This is a genomic window from Pelagibacterium halotolerans B2, from assembly GCF_000230555.1.
Classification (GTDB): Bacteria; Pseudomonadota; Alphaproteobacteria; order Rhizobiales; family Devosiaceae; genus Pelagibacterium; species Pelagibacterium halotolerans.
Genome location: NC_016078.1, coordinates 1628235 through 1646745, shown reverse-complemented (window position 1 = coordinate 1646745; position 18511 = coordinate 1628235). Strand labels below are relative to the sequence as shown.

At 61.3% G+C, this 18511-nt stretch carries 22 protein-coding genes and 1 tRNA gene; 13 read left to right on the top strand and 10 right to left on the bottom strand.

All coding sequences use genetic code 11. The features are described 5' to 3' along the window. Window positions 1-2 precede the first annotated feature (2 nt). Window positions 3-557: a P-loop NTPase family protein gene (locus KKY_RS07970; protein ID WP_014130810.1), complete on the bottom strand. Its 555-nt coding sequence runs from the start codon at window positions 555-557 to the stop codon at window positions 3-5. Next, complete coding sequence (locus KKY_RS07965) at window positions 557-1708, bottom strand: type III PLP-dependent enzyme domain-containing protein (protein WP_014130809.1); 1152 nt, start codon at window positions 1706-1708, stop codon at window positions 557-559. Before KKY_RS07965 ends, KKY_RS07970 begins: the two co-directional genes overlap by 1 nt. Before the next feature lie 218 nt (window positions 1709-1926). On the opposite strand from KKY_RS07965, the gene KKY_RS07960 reads away from it, so the two are divergent. The 5 genes from KKY_RS07960 (at window position 1927) to KKY_RS07940 (ending at window position 7311) form a co-directional block, all read left to right on the top strand. Beyond that, window positions 1927-3318, top strand: a complete 1392-nt coding sequence (locus KKY_RS07960) for a Do family serine endopeptidase (protein WP_014130808.1) — start codon at window positions 1927-1929, stop codon at window positions 3316-3318. 17 nt (window positions 3319-3335) lie between these two features. Further along, the gene (locus KKY_RS07955; RefSeq protein WP_014130807.1) at window positions 3336-4664 is read left to right on the top strand and encodes a replication-associated recombination protein A; all 1329 of its coding nucleotides are present in this window, start codon (window positions 3336-3338) and stop codon (window positions 4662-4664) included. A gap of 204 nt (window positions 4665-4868) precedes the next feature. Then, window positions 4869-5870: an RluA family pseudouridine synthase gene (locus KKY_RS07950; RefSeq protein ID WP_014130806.1), complete on the top strand. Its 1002-nt coding sequence runs from the start codon at window positions 4869-4871 to the stop codon at window positions 5868-5870. Continuing rightward, entirely contained in the window at window positions 5870-6538 is a 669-nt protein-coding gene (locus KKY_RS07945; protein WP_014130805.1) for an HAD-IA family hydrolase, read from the top strand. Before KKY_RS07950 ends, KKY_RS07945 begins: the two co-directional genes overlap by 1 nt. Further along, window positions 6538-7311: an ATP12 family chaperone protein gene (locus KKY_RS07940; protein WP_014130804.1), complete on the top strand. Its 774-nt coding sequence runs from the start codon at window positions 6538-6540 to the stop codon at window positions 7309-7311. Before KKY_RS07945 ends, KKY_RS07940 begins: the two co-directional genes overlap by 1 nt. Here the strand turns inward: KKY_RS07940 and folK are convergent. The 6 genes from folK to lipB all read right to left on the bottom strand — a co-directional run bounded on the left by folK (window position 7303) and on the right by lipB (window position 11829). Then, window positions 7303-7749, bottom strand: coding sequence for a 2-amino-4-hydroxy-6-hydroxymethyldihydropteridine diphosphokinase (gene folK, locus KKY_RS07935; RefSeq protein ID WP_014130803.1), 447 nt, complete (start codon window positions 7747-7749; stop codon window positions 7303-7305). The genes KKY_RS07940 and folK overlap by 9 nt on opposite strands. Then, a complete protein-coding gene (gene folB, locus KKY_RS07930; protein WP_014130802.1) occupies window positions 7749-8135 on the bottom strand; it encodes a dihydroneopterin aldolase in 387 nt (128 codons plus the stop codon). Before folB ends, folK begins: the two co-directional genes overlap by 1 nt. A 5-nt stretch (window positions 8136-8140) precedes the next feature. Beyond that, entirely contained in the window at window positions 8141-8992 is an 852-nt protein-coding gene (folP, locus tag KKY_RS07925; RefSeq protein ID WP_014130801.1) for a dihydropteroate synthase, read from the bottom strand. Continuing rightward, window positions 8989-10341 carry a 30S ribosomal protein S12 methylthiotransferase RimO gene (gene rimO / locus KKY_RS07920; protein WP_041529243.1) on the bottom strand — a complete coding sequence of 451 codons (1353 nt, stop codon included), beginning with the start codon at window positions 10339-10341 and terminating at the stop codon, window positions 8989-8991. Before rimO ends, folP begins: the two co-directional genes overlap by 4 nt. Window positions 10342-10515: 174 nt before the next feature. Then, on the bottom strand, window positions 10516-11037 hold the full coding sequence (locus KKY_RS19565; RefSeq protein ID WP_014130799.1) for a DUF4282 domain-containing protein: 522 nt from the start codon (window positions 11035-11037) through the stop codon (window positions 10516-10518). Window positions 11038-11094: 57 nt separating this feature from the next. Further along, entirely contained in the window at window positions 11095-11829 is a 735-nt protein-coding gene (gene lipB / locus KKY_RS07910; RefSeq protein ID WP_014130798.1) for a lipoyl(octanoyl) transferase LipB, read from the bottom strand. An 80-nt stretch (window positions 11830-11909) separates the two neighbouring features. On the opposite strand from lipB, the gene KKY_RS07905 reads away from it, so the two are divergent. The 5 genes from KKY_RS07905 (at window position 11910) to KKY_RS07890 (ending at window position 14189) form a co-directional block, all read left to right on the top strand. After that, the gene (locus KKY_RS07905; protein WP_014130797.1) at window positions 11910-12143 is read left to right on the top strand and encodes a FliM/FliN family flagellar motor switch protein; all 234 of its coding nucleotides are present in this window, start codon (window positions 11910-11912) and stop codon (window positions 12141-12143) included. A 214-nt stretch (window positions 12144-12357) separates the two neighbouring features. Then, a tRNA-Leu gene (locus KKY_RS07900) sits at window positions 12358-12444 on the top strand. Window positions 12445-12835: 391 nt separating this feature from the next. Continuing rightward, the gene (locus tag KKY_RS07895) at window positions 12836-13132 is read left to right on the top strand and encodes a DUF4168 domain-containing protein (protein WP_014130796.1); all 297 of its coding nucleotides are present in this window, start codon (window positions 12836-12838) and stop codon (window positions 13130-13132) included. Window positions 13133-13172: 40 nt separating this feature from the next. Then, complete coding sequence (locus tag KKY_RS20955; RefSeq protein WP_276324472.1) at window positions 13173-13307, top strand: hypothetical protein; 135 nt, start codon at window positions 13173-13175, stop codon at window positions 13305-13307. 246 nt (window positions 13308-13553) lie between these two features. Beyond that, window positions 13554-14189 (top strand): L,D-transpeptidase, encoded by a 636-nt coding sequence (locus tag KKY_RS07890; protein ID WP_014130795.1) that lies wholly within the window; start codon window positions 13554-13556, stop codon window positions 14187-14189. Window positions 14190-14221: 32 nt separating this feature from the next. Here the strand turns inward: KKY_RS07890 and KKY_RS07885 are convergent, their stop codons facing one another. Continuing rightward, complete coding sequence (locus KKY_RS07885) at window positions 14222-14806, bottom strand: DNA-3-methyladenine glycosylase (RefSeq protein ID WP_014130794.1); 585 nt, start codon at window positions 14804-14806, stop codon at window positions 14222-14224. Between the two features lie 15 nt (window positions 14807-14821). Continuing rightward, entirely contained in the window at window positions 14822-15607 is a 786-nt protein-coding gene (locus KKY_RS07880) for a GGDEF domain-containing protein (protein WP_014130793.1), read from the bottom strand. A gap of 191 nt (window positions 15608-15798) precedes the next feature. Between KKY_RS07880 and mgtE the strand changes: the two genes are divergently transcribed. The 3 genes from mgtE to KKY_RS07865 all read left to right on the top strand — a co-directional run bounded on the left by mgtE (window position 15799) and on the right by KKY_RS07865 (window position 18474). After that, window positions 15799-17208, top strand: a complete 1410-nt coding sequence (mgtE, locus tag KKY_RS07875; protein ID WP_014130792.1) for a magnesium transporter — start codon at window positions 15799-15801, stop codon at window positions 17206-17208. Window positions 17209-17552: 344 nt separating this feature from the next. Beyond that, entirely contained in the window at window positions 17553-17975 is a 423-nt protein-coding gene (locus tag KKY_RS07870) for a DUF1489 family protein (RefSeq protein ID WP_014130791.1), read from the top strand. Between the two features lie 97 nt (window positions 17976-18072). Then, window positions 18073-18474: a PRC-barrel domain-containing protein gene (locus KKY_RS07865; RefSeq protein WP_014130790.1), complete on the top strand. Its 402-nt coding sequence runs from the start codon at window positions 18073-18075 to the stop codon at window positions 18472-18474. The last annotated feature ends 37 nt before the right edge of the window (window positions 18475-18511 follow it).

Sequence of the window (18511 nt, the reverse complement as noted above, 5' to 3'; positions counted from 1 at the left end):
GTTTACGGCTTTTCCAGACCCCATTGCGCATACAGCTGATTGAGGGCGGCCATGCTTTCGACCTTTGCAAAAGGAAGGCCACTGACCTTAACGACGTGCTCGAGTTGTGAGCGACGCTTTGGCTGGACGAAGGCGATGTGATGGATCATCAGCCATTTGAGGCTGTCCTGGCCACCTTCGAGGGAGCCGATCCTGTCGCGTTCGAAGAGGGTACGGCGGAAATAACGCCAGAGATTGCCGGGCATTGCTGTATCGACCCAGACGATACCAGTGGCACGCCGGAGGCGTTGGGGCATGAGGCGGGAGTAATTGCCTTCCATCACCCAACGTTCGCCTGTGATGGCGTCATCGTGCAGGCGTTCAAATTCCTGCGGCGGGCGAGGTACCCAGTCGGTGTTCGGCTGATGATGCAGCAGATCGAGGTGGACGGCAGGAACGCCTAGCGTCTGGCCGATCGCTACGGCGAGCGTCGACTTCCCGGAATTGGACGGTCCGAAAATGCAGATTCGCGGCCCGAGCGTTTCGGGCCGCGGGAATTGGCTGTTGCCGGCGCCCATCACACCAGAATATCGTCGACCCAATAGAGGTCGCGACGGTCGAAACCGTTGAACGGGGTGAGGGAGGCCTGGGTGTAGGCGCCCATCAGGCCGAACTCGATATAGTCATCCTCGGCAATGGCTGCCGGCAGGATGAAGGTCTGGGGCATGACGTCGTAGCTATCGCAGGTCGGCCCGAAAATCTTGAAGTCCCAGCTCTCGCCGGTCAGCACCTTGTCGCCGCGCCAGACGCGGATCGGCGGCATGAATTCAAGGATCATCGCTTCCATCAACGAGCCATAGACGCCATCGTTGAGATAGACCGACTGTTCGCCGCGCACGTGTTTGACGCGCAGCAGGAGCGATGTGCAGCCCGTGGACAGGCCGCGTCCGGGCTCGGCGATCAGTTCGGGCTTGTTCGATCCGAACGTATCGGTGACGGCGTTGCGGATGGTTTCGAAATAGACGTCGAGGGGCGGGGCCGAGTTGGTGATGTAAGGGGCGGGAAAGCCGCCACCGATATTGAGGCGCTTGAGCTCGATTCCCGAGGCTTGCGCGATGCGGCCCGCAGCGGCGATGTGGCGCTCATAGGCATAGGCTTCCTCGCACTGGCTGCCGACGTGGAAGCACAGCGAGGTCGAATATCCCATGGCCCTGGCCAGTGTGCAGATCGCGATGGCGCCTTCTTCCATGACGCCGAACTTTGTGCCGAAATCATAGGATTTGAGTGCCTTGCCGGCCTTGAAGCGGACAGTCACTTCGACATCCTCGCTGGGCGGGATGACGGCCGCGAGCTGATCGAGCTGGGCCACGTGGTCGATTGTGAAGGAGCGAACGCCGAATTCGGAGTAGGCACGCTCGATCTCTCGACGCGACTTGATGGGATTGTTGTAGTGCATCCCGGCTTGAGGCGCGTATTTGCGGATCAGGGCCATCTCGGTGTTGGAGGCAACATCGTAAGCCTTGAGCCCCTCGCGGTTCATGATCTCGAGGATATGGGGCGAGGGGTTTGATTTGACCGCATAGGTCAAAAGGCCCTCAAAGCCCTTTTTGAAGGTATTTATGGCATCGACCAGGAGCCGTTCGGAAAACAGGAAACTCGGATAATCGGGTTCCTCGGTGGCGATCAGTTCTGCGGTGTTCGCGTATGTGCGAGACGGCGCGTGGTCCATTGACCTTGATACCTTGTGTGGGGGTTGAAAGCGCGCGTGTATAGGGCTCATTGCCCCCCTCTGCAATGGCCAATTTCGCCTATAGAGACAGGTTGTGACGATTCTTTGTGCGGGGTCAAAATTGCCTCGCTTTTGCCGCCAACCTTACGGGCTTGTCACTTGAAACCGGGGCGGAAGGTTCTAACCTCTAACCCATTGCAAGCTCTGGAGTCTGACCCATGTTCCGCAAGTCGATTGTTGCCGTTTTTCTGGTTCTGGTGCCCGCCGCCGCCTTCGCTCAGGCCGAAAGGGTGGTCCCGCAGAGCCAGGCGGAAATCCAGCTTTCATACTCGCCCGTGGTGCAGCAGGTCGCGCCGGCGGTCGTCAACGTCTATGCGACCCGGGTCACCCAGCAGCAGAACAGTTTCAACGATCCGTTCTTCGATCAGTTCTTCGGGCGCTCGCCGTTGTTCAACCAGCGGCCGCAGACCTCGCAATCGCTCGGGTCGGGCGTGATTGTCAGTGCGGATGGCATGATCCTTACCAACAATCACGTCGTTGAAGGGGCGACTGACATTCGGGTCGTGCTCAATGATGGGCGGGAATATCCCGTCGATCTGGTGCTGGCCGATCCCTCGACCGATCTGGCCGTGCTCAGGGCCGAGGACGGGGCGGGGGAGTTTCCCTTCGTGTCATTTGCCGATTCCGACCAGTTGGAGGTCGGCGATCTCGTCCTTGCCATCGGCAACCCGTTCGGGGTGGGGCAATCGGTTTCGAGCGGCATCGTTTCCGCGCTGGCGCGCACCGGCATGGGAATGACCGACTACCAGTTCTTCATCCAGACGGACGCGGCGATCAATCCGGGCAATTCGGGTGGCGCGCTGGTCGATATGAACGGGCAACTGGTCGGCATCAATACGGCACTGTTTACCCGCTCGGGCGGCTCGCAGGGCATCGGGTTCGCCATACCCTCCAACATGGCGCGGGTGATCGCCGATGCGGGCGCGGCGGGCGGCGAGATCGTGCGGCCCTGGTTGGGCGCGCAGATGCAGATGCTTGACGCCGAACTGGCCGCCAGCCTGGGACTGGCCACGCCGCGCGGTGCACTGGTAACAGAAATCGCACCCGGCAGCCCGGCGGAAGCGGCGGGGCTGGTTTCGGGGGACGTAATCACCGGTATCGATGGGGTAGCCGTTCAGGACCCTGAAGCGCTCAATTATCGCGTGGCGACCAAGCCGGTCGGATCGATCTCCGAGTTGACGCTGTGGCGGAACGGCGCCGAAACGACTGCCGCACTGGAAATGGGGGCGCCACCCGCCACTTCGGACCGGCAGGCGACGATTTCGGGCAATACGCGATTTGCGGGGGTTACGGCGGCGGAACTGAATCCCGCATTGGCGCAGCAATTGGGGTTGGGCTTTTCAACGCAGGGCATTGCCGTGGTCGGCGTCGAGCCGGGGAGCCCCGCGGCGCGCATGGGACTTGAACAAGGCGATGTCATCGTTGCGCTGAACGGCATGGAAATCCGTGATATTGAAACCTTCGAATCCGTTGCCAGCCAGCGTCCGCGCGCCTGGCAGATCATCCTGCAACGTGGGGGCAGGGTCATCCGTTCGGTGGTGAGTGGATGAGACCGATGTGAGGTGCGATGAGCGACCTTTTTCCCGAGGACCTTCCGGCCTCGCGTCCGACTGATGAACCGGGGGCTGATCGGCCGCTGGCCGACCGGCTGCGGCCGAAATCGCTCGATGAGGTGATCGGGCAGACCCATATCATCGGGCCCGACGGCACGCTGCGGCGGATGCTGGCATCGGGGCGGCTGGGCTCGCTCATCCTGTGGGGGCCGCCGGGGACCGGCAAGACGACGGTGGCGCGACTGCTGGCCGATGCAGTGGATTATCGGTTCGAGCAGATTTCGGCGATCTTTTCGGGGGTAGCGGACCTCAAGAAGGTGTTCGAGACGGCCCGTACGGCGCGGCGGGCCGGGCAGCGGACGCTTTTGTTCGTCGATGAAATCCATCGCTTCAACCGGGCGCAACAGGACAGTTTCCTTCCCGTCATGGAAGATGGCACCGTGGTGCTGGTCGGGGCGACGACGGAAAACCCGAGTTTCGAGCTCAACGCCGCGCTTTTGTCGCGAGCGCAGGTGCTCAAGTTTACCAGTCTCGATCGGGACGATCTCGATGCGCTTGCCAAGCGCGCCGAAGAGGAATTGGGCAAGGCTTTGCCGCTCGATGACGACGCGCGCCAAACGCTGATCGGGCTGGCCGATGGCGATGGGCGGGCTATGCTGGGGCTGATCGAGGAGATTATTGCCGCGACGGGACCCGATGAAATCCTGGACCCGGCGGGGTTGGCAAAGCTGGTGCAACGGCGGGCGCCGATCTACGACAAGAGCCAGGACGGGCATTACAACCTGATTTCGGCGCTGCACAAGACGGTGCGCGGATCGGACCCCGATGCGGCGCTTTATTATTTCGCGCGTATGATCGATGCGGGCGAGGACCCGATGTATCTGGCGCGGCGGCTGATCCGCATGGCGGTCGAAGACATCGGCATGGCCGATCCGCAGGCGTTGCCCATAGCGACCGCTGCAAAGGACGCCTATCACATGCTCGGTTCTCCCGAGGGGGAACTGGCGCTGGCTGAGGTGGTGGTGTATCTGGCGACGGCGCCGAAATCGAACGCGCTCTACAACGCGTATAATCGGGCGCTGGCTTTGGCCAAAAAGACCGGATCGCCGACGCCGCCCATGGCCATTCTCAACGCGCCAACCAAGCTGATGAAGTCCGAGGGGTATGGCGAGGGCTATATCTACGATCACGACACCCCCGAGGGGTTTTCGGGCCAGGAGTATTTTCCCGAAAAGATCGGGCGGCAGGATTTCTATCAGCCCGTCGAGCGCGGGTTCGAGCGCGATATCAAGAAGCGGATGGATTATTTCGCCAAGTTGCGTGCAGCCAAGCGCGACAGCTAGAAGAGCGGCATCCGGTGATCGTGGCGGGCGCTGAACTGGATTCCGGGAACAAGCCCCGGAATGACAGGGTTTGGACTGGTCTTGCGACGATCAGTACGAGCGGTGTTATTCCCGGAATCTATCGATAAGGTTTGCGTACGCACCCGCGTGACGGCCCGGCGATTTCCCGCTAGAAGGGCCGCGAACGACAAAGGACAGAGTTTTATGAGCGGCGTGCAATTGCGGGAAGTGGCGGCGGACGAGGATGGGATGCGGCTCGACCGCTGGTTCTCGGTGCATTTCCCCGATCTGAGCTTCGGGCGCCTGCAAAAGCTGCTGCGGTCGGGGCAGGTGCGGGTCGATAGCGGGCGGGTCGCCACCAATGCGCGGCTGGCCGCCGGGCAGACGGTGCGCGTGCCGCCGCTGGGCGATGCGCCTGTTCGCTCGCCGGACGCGCCGCGGATCAACCAGAAAGACGCCGATTTCCTGCGCGATCTCATTTTGTATGAGGACGACGACGTCTATGTGTTCAACAAGCCGCACGGGCTTGCCGTGCAGGGCGGATCGGGCACCAAGCGCCACATCGACGGCATGCTCAAATCGCTGCCCAACAAGAAGGGTGAGCCGCCCCGCCTGGTTCATCGGCTCGACCGTGACACCTCCGGGTGTTTGCTGGTGGCCAAGACGCGCGCTGCGGCAAGCCATTTCGGAACCGTGTTCCGCTCACGCTCGGCGCGCAAGATCTATTGGGCGATAACCATCGGGGTACCCCATCCACGCCAAGGGCGGATTTCATGCTTTCTGGCGCGGCAATCGACCCAGGATGGCGAGCAGATGGTGGTTGTCGAAAACGGGACCGAGGGCGCGCAGCATTCGGTGAGCTACTATTCGGTGACCGAGAGCGCCGCCAACCAGTTCGCCTGGGTGACGCTCAAACCGGTGACCGGCCGCACGCATCAGTTGCGCGTTCATATGATGGAACTGGGCACGCCGATCCTCGACGACCCGCGCTACAACACGCTGGAAAACTGGAATTTCGAGCGGCCGGAGGAACTGGGTAAGGGGCTGCATCTGCACGCAAGGCGGCTGGCCATTCCGCTGCGCAGCGGCAAGAGGCTCGATATCACGGCGCCGCTGCCGCCGCATATGAAGGCGAGCTTCGAGACGCTGGGGTTTAATGCCAATCAGTACGATGTGCAGGATATCGATCCGGAGGACGATGCGTAATGGCCCAGCCGCGTCTCATCATGTTCGATATGGACGGCACGCTGATCGATTCCGGTTCGATCATCGCCGAGCATATGGCGGCGACATTTCGCGATCATGGGCTGGACGTGCCGACGGCGGAAATGTCTCATTCGATCATTGGTCTGTCGCTGGAAATTGCCATGGAGCGGCTGGCGCAATGCGATGCGGGGACAGCCATCCTGATGGCGGCAACCTACCGCCAGCACTATCGCGCCATGCTGGCGGGCGGGGAGCGGCACGAGCCGCTTTATGCGGGGGCCCTGGACGCGCTGAACCGGTTGCGGGCGCATGAGGCCTCGATTCTGGGCATTGCCACCGGCAAGGGGTTGAGCGGGGTCAATCGCATTCTGGCGCTGCACGCTCTGGCGGATCATTTCGTGACGCTGCAGACCCCCGACCACAATCCGTCGAAACCTCATCCCGGGATGATCCTGCGGGCCTGCGCCGAGACCGGGATCGATCCCGCCTCTACGGTGATGATCGGCGATACGACGTTCGATATGGAGCTGGGGCGGTCGGCCGGGGCGCGGACGATCGGGGTGAGCTGGGGCTATCACGCCCGCGTTGCGCTCGAAGAGAGCGGTGCCCATATCATCATCGACGATTATGCCGATCTCGATGACGCCATAGAAAAGGTATTGAGCTGATGCGCGAATTTCTCGAAGACGCAATCCGGCATCAGGATGCGGGACAGGGCCGCCATCAAAAGGATCTGATGCGCGAATTGCCCAAGCGCTTCTACAAATCGGTGGATGTGGCCGAGACGGATGGCGTATTCACCGTGCTGCTGGACGGGCGCGTGACCAAGACGCCGACCGGCAAGCAGGTTGGCGTTGGGCATGCCGAACTGGCGGCACGCATGCGCGAGGAATGGGATGCGCAGGGCGAACTTATCGATCCCGATATGATGCCGCATGTCAAACTCATCAATTCGGCTGTCGAAGGGGGCGAGGAGTCGCGGGGAGCGCTGCTCGATGAGGTGGTGAAATATGCGGGCAACGATCTGCTGCTCTATCGCGCCGACAGCCCGCGCGAGCTTGTCGAAAAGCAGGAACAGATTTGGGACGATGTGCTCGTGCGGATCGCACGGCACTTTTCGGTCAGCTTCCAGCCGACGGTCGGGATCGTGCATAAGGCGCAATCTGTCGACATGCTGAAAAAGCTCAGAGACGCTATCGAGCCGCTGCACCATGTGCCTGCCACTGCGATGGTGTCGGTGACGGGGCTCACCGGCTCGGGCCTGCTGGCGATTGCGCTTCGCGAGCGGCTGGTCGATGCGGATGCAGCGTGGATCGCAGCGCATGTGGACGAGGACTACCAGATTTCCCTGTGGGGCGAGGACTACGAGGCAGCAGCGCGGCGCCGGCAGCGGCGTCTCGAATTCGAGGCTGCGGTCAATGTCATCAAGCTCTTAGGCTGATTTGTTGCCTGCCTGATTCAATAGCCAGTCGGCCACATCCGGCGCGATCTCGCGCAGCGGCTCGAGCACGAAATCGCGCTCGTGGGCGTAAGGGTGCGGCAGGGTCAGGCGCTCGGTTTCCATCGTCAGATCATCGTAGGTGATGATGTCGATATCGATGCTGCGCGGGCCCCATTTCTCAATACGGACGCGTCCGATTTGGGCTTCGGTGACAAGGCAGAAGTCGAGAAGGTCGAGGGGAGATAGCGTGGTTTCGATCAGGATGGCGCCGTTGTGGAAGCGGTTCTGGTCGGTCTTGCCCCAGGGTTCGCTGACGATCAACGCACTTTGTTTCAAAAGGGAAATCCGGGGATGGCCGGCGATGGCCTCGATGGCCGTGGCGATCTGGTGCGCGGGATCGCCAATATTGGCGCCCAGCGCCAGAACGGCGCGAGCCATCAGATCTGCTCCCGCGTCCTGACCATTTCGATGGCAGCTTCTCCGGCCACGATGGGCAGGGGCGCTTCGGGCTTTCTGACCTTGATGCGGATCCAGTCGAGCTTGTCGAAGCGGTCGAAAAGACGTGTGATGATGTGATGGCCGAGCGCTTCGATCAGCTTGAAGCGCCTTTCCTCGAAGGCTTCCTTCACCAGATCGTAGATATGGGCATAGGAAATCGTGGAGGCCACGTCATCGGTGCGGGCGGCCTCGGACATGTCCAGCCCCAGCTCGAGATCTATGCGGAAGCGCTGGCCGAGGGCGTTTTCCTCCATCATGACGCCGTGATAGCCGTAAAAGGCCAGCCCGGCCAGAATGATGCGGTCGCGATCGGCAAAGCTGTCCATGGGACTCACCCCTCCTGTTGCGGCGGACCATAGAGCGCGGCGGCGGCAACGCGCAAGGCATCGCGATTGGCGCGGACGTCGTGGACGCGGAAAATGTGCCCGCCCTTTAAATAGCCCAGAACAGAGGTTGCGATGGTGCCCGAAACGCGCTCCTTGGGCGGTACATCGAGCAGATTGCCGATCATGCGCTTGCGGGAGGTGCCGACGAGCAGGGGAAAACCGAGCGTGTGCAATTCGTCGAGGCGATTAAGCAGTTCGTAATTCTCGGCGAAGGATTTGGCAAAGCCGAAGCCGGGATCGAGAATGATCGCTTCTCTTGCCACTCCCGCCTTGAGCGCGATCTCCACCGACCGGGAGAGCCAGCGCTTCATTTCATCGATCAGATCGCGCGCGGTATCGCGCTCGGTGTCCCAGTGCATGGCGATGACCGGTGTGCGGTGATGGGCGGCGACGTCGGCGATTTCGGGGTCGCGCTGAAGGCCCCAGACGTCATTGATGATTTTCGCTCCCGCCTGGACCGCCTGATCGGCGACGAGGGCCTTGTAGGTGTCGATCGAGATCGGGGTTTGACAGCCGCGCTCCGCAAGGGCGTCGAGCACGGGGATAACCCTGTCGAGTTCGTTCTGTACGCTGACTTCTTCAGAGCCCGGCCGGGTGCTTTCGCCGCCGATATCGATGATATCGGCACCCTCGGAAACGAGGTCTTCGGCATGGGCAACCGCCGTGCTGAGGGCGGAGAAATCGCCGCCATCGGAAAAGCTGTCGGGGGTTACGTTCAAAATACCCATGACGAGCGGCGTGCGGCCCAGTTTCAGCGGGCCGCCAGCCATCGGGACGTCATAGGCGCGGTGGGTCACTGCACCGAACCAGCTGGGACCGCATAGAGGTCGTATTCGTCGGAATCAACGACGGTCACCGAGATCATGTCGCCGGGCTTGATACCGGTGGCGTTCTCGACGATTACGTTGCCGTCGATCTCGGGGGCATCCCATTGCGAACGGGCGATGACGCGCTGCTCTTCGGGCTCGACGTCATCGACCAGAACGTCGATGGTGCGGCCGACGCGCGAGGCGAGGCGTTCAGCCGAAACCTCCTGCAGCGCTTCCATCAGTCGCCCATAGCGCTCCTGCTTGAGCTCGTCGGGGATTTCATTGAGGCCCAGATCGTTGGCGCGGGCGCCCGTGACGGGCTCATAAGGGAATGCCCCGGCACGGTCGATCTTTGTCTCGTGGACCCAATCGAGCAACATCTGGAAATCCTCTTCCGTCTCGCCGGGAAAGCCGACGATGAAGGTCGAGCGGATGGCGAGATCGGGGCAGGTTTCGCGCCATTTGCGGATGCGGTCGGCGGTCTTTTCCTGATTGGCCGGGCGCCGCATGGATTTGAGAACCTGCGGGCTGGCGTGCTGGAAGGGGATATCGAGATAGGGCAGGATCACCCCGTCGGCCATCAGAGGAATGACGTTGTCGACATGGGGGTAGGGATAGACGTAGTGCATGCGCACCCACGCGCCGAGCTTGCCCATTTCCTCGGCCAGCGTCTGGAAGCGCGCTTCGACCTGGCGCCCGCGATAGGGGGAGGTCGCGTATTTGATGTCCACGCCATAGGCGGAGGTGTCCTGGGAGATGACCATGATCTCCTTGACGCCGGCCTTGACGAGCCGCTCCGCCTCGTAAAGCACCGAGGCGATGGGGCGCGAGACGAGATCGCCGCGGATCGAGGGGATGATGCAGAAGGTGCAGCGATTGTTGCAGCCTTCGGAAATTTTCAGATACGCGTAGTGGCGGGGCGTCAGGCGCAGACCCTGCTCGGGCACCAGATCGACGAAGGCGTTGGGAACGGGCGGCACGGCCTCGTGGACCGCATCGACGACGGCCTCATACTGATGCGCGCCCGAAACGGCCAGAACGCCGGGATGGGTCTTGCGGATCAGTTCTTCCTCGCCACCGAGACAACCCGTGACGATAACGCGGCCATTCTCGGAAATCGCTTCACCGATGGCGTCGAGACTTTCAGCCTTGGCGCTGTCGAGAAAGCCGCAGGTGTTGACGATGACGACGTCGGCGCCTTCATAGGAGGGCGAAAAGCTGTAGCCCTGCGCGCGCAGCGTGGTGAGGATGCGTTCGGAATCGACGAGGGCCTTGGGGCAGCCAAGGCTGACGAGGCCGATCTTGGGGGCGTTCTGGGTCGGTGTTGGCGCGCTCATGGGCGTCCGCTTGTCCTTGAAAAGGCGAGATTGCCAAAGGTGCCGGGCCAAGCGGACCGGCGCGATGGGATATGAAACTCGCATGAATTTGCGCGTGTCATAGCGTAAAGCGCGCAAAGGTCAATCTTTGCGCGCTTCATACCTGCCTTGATGTCAGGGCGGGGGCTTTCGATTTCAAGTCTTGGATGCCGGTTTGCGCGGGCTTGCGCGCCGTTTGGCCGCGGGCTTGGGTGCATCGGCGTCCGGCATCACGGCTGGTTCTTCTGCAACCGGAGTGGTGGGCGCTGGAGGCGTTGGCGCAACCGGCGGTGGGGCCACCGGCTCGACGGGATCGGGTTCCTGATCGGCGAGGTCCTCGATCGCCTCGCGCACGTCATCGATCAGCGAAGTGCCCATATGCTCAGGCTCGTAGGTCTCTGCCTCGGCGCTGTTGGCGCGGAAAAAAACGATGATCCCTTCACAGGCGATGCGCAGCGCCACAAAAGCGAGGAGGCCGAAAACCGCGATTTCGAGCAGGCCCCACAGCCCATTGCCGAAGCCGAACCGGAAGCTGGCGAAGAAGTGATTGACTGCCCAGAGAGCGATAGCGGCCAAACCAAGCAGGTACAGGATCGTCACCAGACGTGGCGAGATGATCCGGCCCAGATTGAACAGGACGCTGCCTGTGGCGAGCTTACGCAGATCGTCGAAGCGCATTTTTGTCCCCTTGCACCCAGAAATAGTGAGGATTGCTTTGCATTCACCTTGTCGCGATCAGAGCGTGGAGGCAAGCCTTGCCGGTCCGAAGTGCGCTTCAAAGCGTGATTTGAGGACCGAATCCACTTCAGCCATCGAAACGATCTGGCCCAGATCCTCAAAGCTGGTCACACCATGCTGGCTGATGCCGCATGGCACGATGCCGGAATAATGATCGAGATCAGGGCTTATATTGAGTGAGATGCCGTGAAAGCTTACCCAGCGAGAGACGCGAACGCCGATGGCGGCGATCTTGTCTTCAACGAATGGGCCCTTGTCGGGGCGCTTGACCCAGACCCCGATGCGGCCGTCGCGTTTTTCGCCCTTGATGTTGAAGGCAGCGAGGGTATCGATCACCCAGTTTTCGAGCCCGGAAACAAGGCAGCGGATGTCGCGGCCGCGTTCGCGCAGATCGAGCATGACATAAGCGACCCGCTGACCGGGGCCATGATAGGTGAATTGGCCGCCGCGCCCCGCCTGGAACACCGGAAAGCGGTCGGGTGCCAATAGATCCTCGGTCCGGGCGGAGGTCCCGGCGGTATAAAGCGGCGGATGCTCGAGCAGCCATATGGCTTCGGACGCTTCACCGGCCGCGATGGCGCGGGCGCGCTCCTGCATGGTTGCCAGCGCGTGAGGGTATCCGACCTGGGAATCGGCGATAACCCAGTTGGCGGGAATGCCGTCGACCCGCTGGAGCTTGGAGGCACTGGCGCAAGGGGCAAGTGTCTCTGTCTTTAACGCTTCACTAACCATGACGCCTCAATGTCGGGCCCGACGGGCGGGAAATGCCGATTCTCACCCTGCGATTTGCATTTGGCGGTCCGGATTTGTTGATGAATACGCTTGAAACCATCGAAATCGATGTCTCCGTGGAACTGGGGGCAGCCGTCCTGCCGATTCATCACTTGCTGCGCATGGGGCGCGGCGCGGTGATCGAGCTCGATGCCTTCGAGAACGACGCCATGCGTATCTATGCCAACAATACACTGATCGCAAAGGGCGAGGTTCAGGTCGACGAGGGACAGCTTAATGTGGTGGTGACCGAGAAGGTCATCAAGCCCGCCTGAGGCCCCGAGCCTTTTCGCTTTTCTCTGAAACGCGCAAACTGCTCCAAGTCCTTGTTTATCGCGCTTCCCAACCCGATAAGCGGTTTGCACTTACCCTGGGCGCGCTCGAGTGCAAAACTTTATCCCCAAACGGCGAAATAGGCCTTGAGGGACACCAAACCATTTGCTACATGCAGCCTCGCTTCGCCCGAGGGTGCAGCATTCCCCAGACAGTGCGGTCGTGGCGGAATTGGTAGACGCGCAGCGTTGAGGTCGCTGTGGGGTAACTCCCGTGGAAGTTCGAGTCTTCTCGACCGCACCATCTCTGGCTCTGCCACAGGTGGCATCCCCAAAATCGTTGACTGGCCTCTCTGCGTGTCAGGGCGTGAATCGGTATTCGGCGCGTGCCGGGGCCGTGGCGCAACAATCATTGCGTACCGGAGCGATCGGGCTCGTTTTGCTCCGGATTCCGGTGGTTTGAGCGCCGATCACATTTTCGTTATCATCGTCCAAGACGGTCGGGAGGCCGGGTTCGCTCGAGCCCGGCGAATTGAGTTCGTCTCCGAGAGGCGTTCCACACCGAACGGAAAAGGACAAATTATGGGCATTCGAAACACCATGGCCGCGTTGGCCGCCAGTCTGGCATTTGCAGCGGGCGCAGGCGGCGTGGCTCTGGCGCAGGAGCCGCTCCGGCGGTTCCTGAGCAGCCCCCTATGGCGGCTCCTGCCACGGATTTCGACCAAACTCAGATCGAGTCGTTCGCCGTCGCTTATGTTCAGATCATGGATATCGGCATGCAGGCGGAGCAGCAGTTGCAGACCGCTGAAAGCGACGATGATCGCGCGGTCGTCCAGATGATGGCTCAGGAGCAGATGGCAAGCGCCGTCGAGAGCACCGAAGGCATCACCGTCGACGACTACAACGCCATCCTGATGGCCGCGCAGGCCGATCCGGCATTTGCCGAAGAAGTCGGTGGTGCGATCGACGCTGTTGTTCAGCCGTCGAACTGATCAGTTCCCAATCCAGTGCATTAAACAGGGAGAGAGACAAATGCGCAAAATTCTTGCTCTACTTGCTTTGCCGCTGATGCTGGCAGTTGCCGCATGCGACATGCCGCCACCTGAAGACGGCGGTGTTCCGCCCGCCGAGCCGAGCATGACGGCAGTGCCGGGTTTACAAGGGTAAACCTTACCAGAAAAGGGGCATCGAATTCGATGCCCCTTTTCGAATGGCGTCCTCCTCAACGTGCCGGCTATTTCAAGACGGCAAGGTGTCGGGCTTCAGGGTGTTGCAGATTTGCCGCGCTGATGGGCAGGATCGCGCGAAAATCGCGGTCGGATCGCTTCCTGGCGGAATTATGGTGAGAGAAGTTTTAACCGTTGTGGTTAATGATTGCTCACGTTGTTGATTCCTTTGCTTGGGTAGCTATCGATGAGCCTGACACGCCGCGGATTTCTTGTAGGGCTTCCGCTTTTCCTGGCTGCGTGTTCGACGCGCACCTCTTCCTCCGTTTCCTCGATGTCCATGGTCAGCGCCTACGGCCCGGTGACCAATGAGCCGTTTCCTCTCCCAGCGCTGAATGCCCGGCTTATCAAACCCGAGCTGCGGCGGCAGATTGTCGATTACGAGACCAGTCACGCCAAGGGCACCATCGTCGTGGATACGCCAAACCGGTTCCTCTATCTGGTGCAGGAAGACGGCAAGGCGATGCGCTATGGCGTCGGGGTTGGCCGGGAAGGGCTAGCGCTGCGCGGTAATGCCTATATCGGGCGCAAGGCGGAATGGCCGAGCTGGACACCGACGGCCAACATGCTGCGCCGAGATCCGGAAGCCAACGGCCCTTATCGCAACGGCATGGCGGGTGGCCCCAACAATCCGTTGGGCGCGCGTGCCCTTTATCTATATCGCAGCGGCGGCGATACGATGTTCCGCATCCACGGCACAAACCAGCCGCAATCGATCGGCCTGGCCATGTCGTCGGGCTGCATTCGCATGCTCAACCACGATATTATCGACCTTTACGAGCGTGTGCCGTCGGGCACCCGCGTCGTGGTCATCCAGGCCTGAGACCCAGGCCCGATCCGATATCGAGCGGCTCCTCAGACCTCTGAGGGGCCGTTTTTCTTGAAGGGACGGCTGAGATATTTGCTTTCGGGCAGCCCGAACCGCCAGGGCAGGTCCGTGGCCCTGGTGATGCCGATGCGCGGGCCGGCGATTATCGTGCCTTCCAGGGATGCCGGGGTGAAACTGAAGCGGCTGTCCGAGAGCAAGCGGTCATTGTGGCTCAGGTCGATCCCGAGGGCCTGCGCCAGCCGCCCGGGCCCGGCGCAGAGTTTCCATGGGTCCGACAGTCCACGCCGGTCGATCATTTGCTCGATTCCATCGGTTGGCACGAGTGCCCTGATGAGCACGGCACAGCCGGACCGGCAGACAAAGTTGGCGCACCAGTGGATGCCATAGCTGCGATAGACATAGACCGTGCCGGGAGCGCTAAACATTGCCCTGTTTCGCGGCGTCGGGCCGCGGAAGCTGTGAGATGCGGGCTCGTTCTGGTCATAGGCCTCGGTCTCGACGATAGTGCCGCCGACGCCACCGACAAGAAATTGCGCCCCGATCAACCGCTTTGCAACGGCAACTACGTCGTCGTCGAAATAGCGCTTGATGCAATCGGGATTGGCGACCATGCGGCCTAGATAGCCTCAGGCATCGAGGATTGCAAAGCCGGCGCCGCTCGTTGCACACCCGATCAGTCTCACTGTGTTGCGCCCCTCGCTCTTGGCGGCGTAGAGCTGCGCGTCAGCGAGCTTGAACAGGTCCTCAAAGCCCGTACGACGGTCGAACACCACGCCGCCGACGCTCACTGAAAGCTGGTGCCGGTTGCCATCGGCGACGAAAGCCAGCTTTTCAACGGCGCGGCGAAGCCGTTCGGCCACGATCTCGGCGCCATACCGGTCGACAACGGGCAGGAACACGCCGAACTCCTCGCCGCCCAGCCGACCCACATTGTCGCCGGCCCGTACCGACGAGCGGATGGCGCGGGAGATCAGGGTCAGGGCGATATCGCCATTGTGATGGCCGAAGCGATCGTTGATCTGCTTGAAATTGTCGGCATCGATGATGAGCAGGGCGCCATGGACTTGGTCTCCCTGGGGCACCAGGGCTTCAAGTCGCGCCTCGACCAGCGCCGTGAAAGCCGTTCGGTTGAGGCACTTGGTCAACCCGTCCGTAGCCGCCAGCCGGCTGAGCTGGCTGTTGGCCAGGGCGAGCTCGCGCAGCTTGATGGAGAAATAGAAAAAGAAGGGCGTGGCCAGCCCGAGCGGTACCGCGATTGCGGCAAATGCCGCGCGGACCTGAATTTCGCCGGGAAAGGAGGCAAATGTCACGATGTTGTAACCGAGCGCGACCAGAACGCAGAACAATGGTCCGCAAACCGTCCATGCGGCGATTTGCATCCATCCTTTGAGTCCCTGGCCACCGATACTCATCCCAGCCTCCATTGCATGCGGCGAGACTGAGAGCACTGGCGATAAGGGTGTCCTTATATGGCTTTAGGCTAAACTACTTAATGCGCGTGGCTGCCATGCGATTGCGCTGTGGCAAATGACAGGCGGATGGGGTAGGCCATATTCAACGCTTGAAGAGTCGCGTCATCGCGAAAACCGGGAAGGAGAGTTGCATGGAAGACGCTGCATCGACCGGACCGGAACCCCACGAGGCGATGAGCACCATCTATGACGCGGATGGCCGTCTTCGCACCGATTGGTATGAGGCGCTGCGCGCCGAGATCGAGACCGGAGATGCCGAGGCGCTGCGCGCCCGCATGGAACCGCTCCATGAATCGGAAACCGGCGATGTGATCGAAGCGCTGCCGGCGGACGACCGGGTTCGGCTGGTCATGCTGCTGGGCGATGCCTTCGATTATTCGGCGCTGACCGAGGTCGATGATTCAGTCCGTATCGACCTTATGGAAGAGTTGCCCAATGCCGAGATCGCGCGCGGTGTCGCCGACCTCGACAGCGACGACGCCGTCTATATCCTCGAAGACATCGATGAGGAGGACCGGGACGAAATTCTGGCGCAGATGCCGGCTTTCGATCGCATCTCGCTCAAGCGCAGCCTCGACTTTCCCGAGGATTCCGCCGGCCGGCGGATGCAGACCGATTTCATTGCCATTCCGCCGTTCTGGACGGTTGGCCAGACCATCGACTATCTGCGCACCAATGACGATCTGCCCGACGATTTCTACCAGATCTATGTCGTCAACCCGGGTTTCAACCTGCTGGGCACCATTCCGCTGGATCGCATTCTCCGCGTGCAGCGGGCGACCCGCATCGAAGACATCATGAACACCCAGGTCCGCCAGATCGACGCAACGCTCGACCAGGAAGAGGCGGCGCGCATCTTCGAGCGCTACGATCAGGTCGAAGTGGCGGTGGTCGACGAGAGCAAGCGGCTCGTGGGCGTTCTGACCATCGACGACATCGTCGACGTCATCAATGAAGAGGCGAGCGAGGATATTCACCGTCTCGGCGGCGTGGGCGACGAGGACATTTCGCGCACCGTGCCGGGCGTGGTGCGCAGCCGTGCAACGTGGCTGCTGGTCAATCTGGGCACGGCAACCCTCGCTTCGCTGGTGATCGGGCTGTTCGACGGCACCATCGAGCAGATGGTTGCGCTGGCGGTGCTGATGCCGATCGTCGCTTCCATGGGCGGGGTGGCGGGCACCCAGACCATGACGGTTACCGTGCGCGCCATATCGCAACGGGAACTGGACAAGAACAATGCCTGGCGGTTGATCCGCCGCGAATTGCTTGTCGGGCTCACGAACGGGGTGATCTTTGCCGTGCTGCTCGGGCTCATCACAGGGTTCCGCTTCGCCAATCCGGCGCTCGGGCTGGTGATCGGCATGGCGATGGTGGTCAACATGATCGTTGCAGGCGGCTGCGGCATTCTTATTCCAATGCTGCTCAACAAGCTCAAGGTGGATCCGGCGGTGGCCTCATCGACCTTTGTCATGACGTTCACCGACGTGATCGGGTTCTTCGCCTTCCTGACCCTGGCCGGGTGGTGGTTCGGGCTTTTCTGAGCTGTGATTCGGCAGCCATGCGCGGATTGCAAGCGTGAATTGCGCGAATGTGGCTCAATCATGGCTTGCGGAACCGAGATTGCGTAGTTAATTAGGCGTTACCGGTGAGCGGCAGAGATGGCGCTCACCGCTTTTGCAACAGCGCAAGGAGCTTGCATGCGTAGCCAATCCAAGGCCGTATGCTGGCGAGCTGCAAGCTGGACCTGTGTCGGCTTGATCTCGCTCGGTTTCATTGTTTCTGTCATTGCTGGCGCCTGATACGGCCTTTCGGCAAGAGACAGATTCAGTTACGACAATGGGGTGCCCGGAAACGGTCGCCCCATTTTCTTTTTGGGTGGTTCCCCATGCATATCATCAAGCTTTGTGTTGGTGTTTCCTCGGTCGAGGAGCTTATCGAATGGCGAACCCTGCGCCGCGAGCAGGGGTTCGGGCGTCCGGACGGGCTCAATGTTCATCGCACCCGCATGATGCCCAAAAAGGCCGACGAGATCGTGGGGCAGGGATCGTTATACTGGGTTATCGCCGGGGCGGTCCGTGCCCGGCAGGTGATTGCCGATCTCAAGGCGGAGACCGACGGGGAGGGGCGATCGTGCTGCGACATCCTTCTCGAGCCCGAACTGATCCGCACGACGCCCTATCCGCGGCGCCCTTTCCAGGGGTGGCGCTATCTGCAGGCCAAGGATGCTCCGCCGGATCTGGCGCGTGCGGGGGAAGAATCGCCGCCTGAGGGCATGGCCGAAGAACTGGCCCAATTGGGGCTGCTCTGAGCCGGTTCGACGTCCGCTTGCCTTAGTTTGCCGTCGCTGGAACTCCACAGAGTCAATTCCGTTGACTCGCCAGTGCAACCAGCGATGGAGACTTGCAATGGACCCCAGAACAGACAACGGACTTCGTGCCCGCGATCTCGACAGCCGCGAAAGCGGCAATCTGATCGGCAGCGACAAGGTTGAAGGCACAGCGGTTTACAGTCTTGCCAATGACAAGATCGGCACCATCGAAAGGGTGATGATCGACAAGCTCAGCGGCAAGGTCGCCTATGCGGTGCTCAGCTTCGGCGGTTTCCTCGGCATCGGGGACGACCACTATCCGATCCCATGGGCCAAATTGACCTATGACGAGAGCATTGGCGGCTATCGCACCGACATTTCCAAGGCGGACCTCGATGCCGCTCCGCGCTATGATGCGGACGATGACTTCGCCTGGGACGACCGGCAGCGTGCCATGGACATCTATACCTATTACGGTGTGCCGCCGTACTGGATCTGATGGACCCATGATTGCGATTCGGCATGGCCGGCGCACA

Bases quoted from the DNA above. Each gene is read 5' to 3' on its own strand.
- KKY_RS07895 (WP_014130796.1), top strand. From the start codon at position 12,836: ATGGCGGCTCCTGCCACGGATTTCGACCAAACTCAGATCGAGTCGTTC.
- folK (WP_014130803.1), bottom strand. From the start codon at position 7,749: ATGGCTCGCGCCGTTCTGGCGCTGGGCGCCAATATTGGCGATCCCGCG.
- KKY_RS20955 (WP_276324472.1), top strand. From the start codon at position 13,173: ATGCGCAAAATTCTTGCTCTACTTGCTTTGCCGCTGATGCTGGCAGTT.
- KKY_RS07880 (WP_014130793.1), bottom strand. From the start codon at position 15,607: ATGAGTATCGGTGGCCAGGGACTCAAAGGATGGATGCAAATCGCCGCA.
- KKY_RS07965 (WP_014130809.1), bottom strand. From the start codon at position 1,708: ATGGACCACGCGCCGTCTCGCACATACGCGAACACCGCAGAACTGATC.
- KKY_RS07940 (WP_014130804.1), top strand. From the start codon at position 6,538: ATGCGCGAATTTCTCGAAGACGCAATCCGGCATCAGGATGCGGGACAG.
- mgtE (WP_014130792.1), top strand. From the start codon at position 15,799: ATGGAAGACGCTGCATCGACCGGACCGGAACCCCACGAGGCGATGAGC.
- KKY_RS07870 (WP_014130791.1), top strand. From the start codon at position 17,553: ATGCATATCATCAAGCTTTGTGTTGGTGTTTCCTCGGTCGAGGAGCTT.
- KKY_RS07885 (WP_014130794.1), bottom strand. From the start codon at position 14,806: ATGGTCGCCAATCCCGATTGCATCAAGCGCTATTTCGACGACGACGTA.
- folB (WP_014130802.1), bottom strand. From the start codon at position 8,135: ATGGACAGCTTTGCCGATCGCGACCGCATCATTCTGGCCGGGCTGGCC.
- KKY_RS19565 (WP_014130799.1), bottom strand. From the start codon at position 11,037: ATGCGCTTCGACGATCTGCGTAAGCTCGCCACAGGCAGCGTCCTGTTC.
- KKY_RS07905 (WP_014130797.1), top strand. From the start codon at position 11,910: ATGAATACGCTTGAAACCATCGAAATCGATGTCTCCGTGGAACTGGGG.
- KKY_RS07960 (WP_014130808.1), top strand. From the start codon at position 1,927: ATGTTCCGCAAGTCGATTGTTGCCGTTTTTCTGGTTCTGGTGCCCGCC.
- KKY_RS07865 (WP_014130790.1), top strand. From the start codon at position 18,073: ATGGACCCCAGAACAGACAACGGACTTCGTGCCCGCGATCTCGACAGC.
- KKY_RS07970 (WP_014130810.1), bottom strand. From the start codon at position 557: ATGGGCGCCGGCAACAGCCAATTCCCGCGGCCCGAAACGCTCGGGCCG.
- KKY_RS07890 (WP_014130795.1), top strand. From the start codon at position 13,554: ATGAGCCTGACACGCCGCGGATTTCTTGTAGGGCTTCCGCTTTTCCTG.
- lipB (WP_014130798.1), bottom strand. From the start codon at position 11,829: ATGGTTAGTGAAGCGTTAAAGACAGAGACACTTGCCCCTTGCGCCAGT.
- KKY_RS07950 (WP_014130806.1), top strand. From the start codon at position 4,869: ATGAGCGGCGTGCAATTGCGGGAAGTGGCGGCGGACGAGGATGGGATG.
- rimO (WP_041529243.1), bottom strand. From the start codon at position 10,341: ATGAGCGCGCCAACACCGACCCAGAACGCCCCCAAGATCGGCCTCGTC.
- KKY_RS07955 (WP_014130807.1), top strand. From the start codon at position 3,336: ATGAGCGACCTTTTTCCCGAGGACCTTCCGGCCTCGCGTCCGACTGAT.
- KKY_RS07945 (WP_014130805.1), top strand. From the start codon at position 5,870: ATGGCCCAGCCGCGTCTCATCATGTTCGATATGGACGGCACGCTGATC.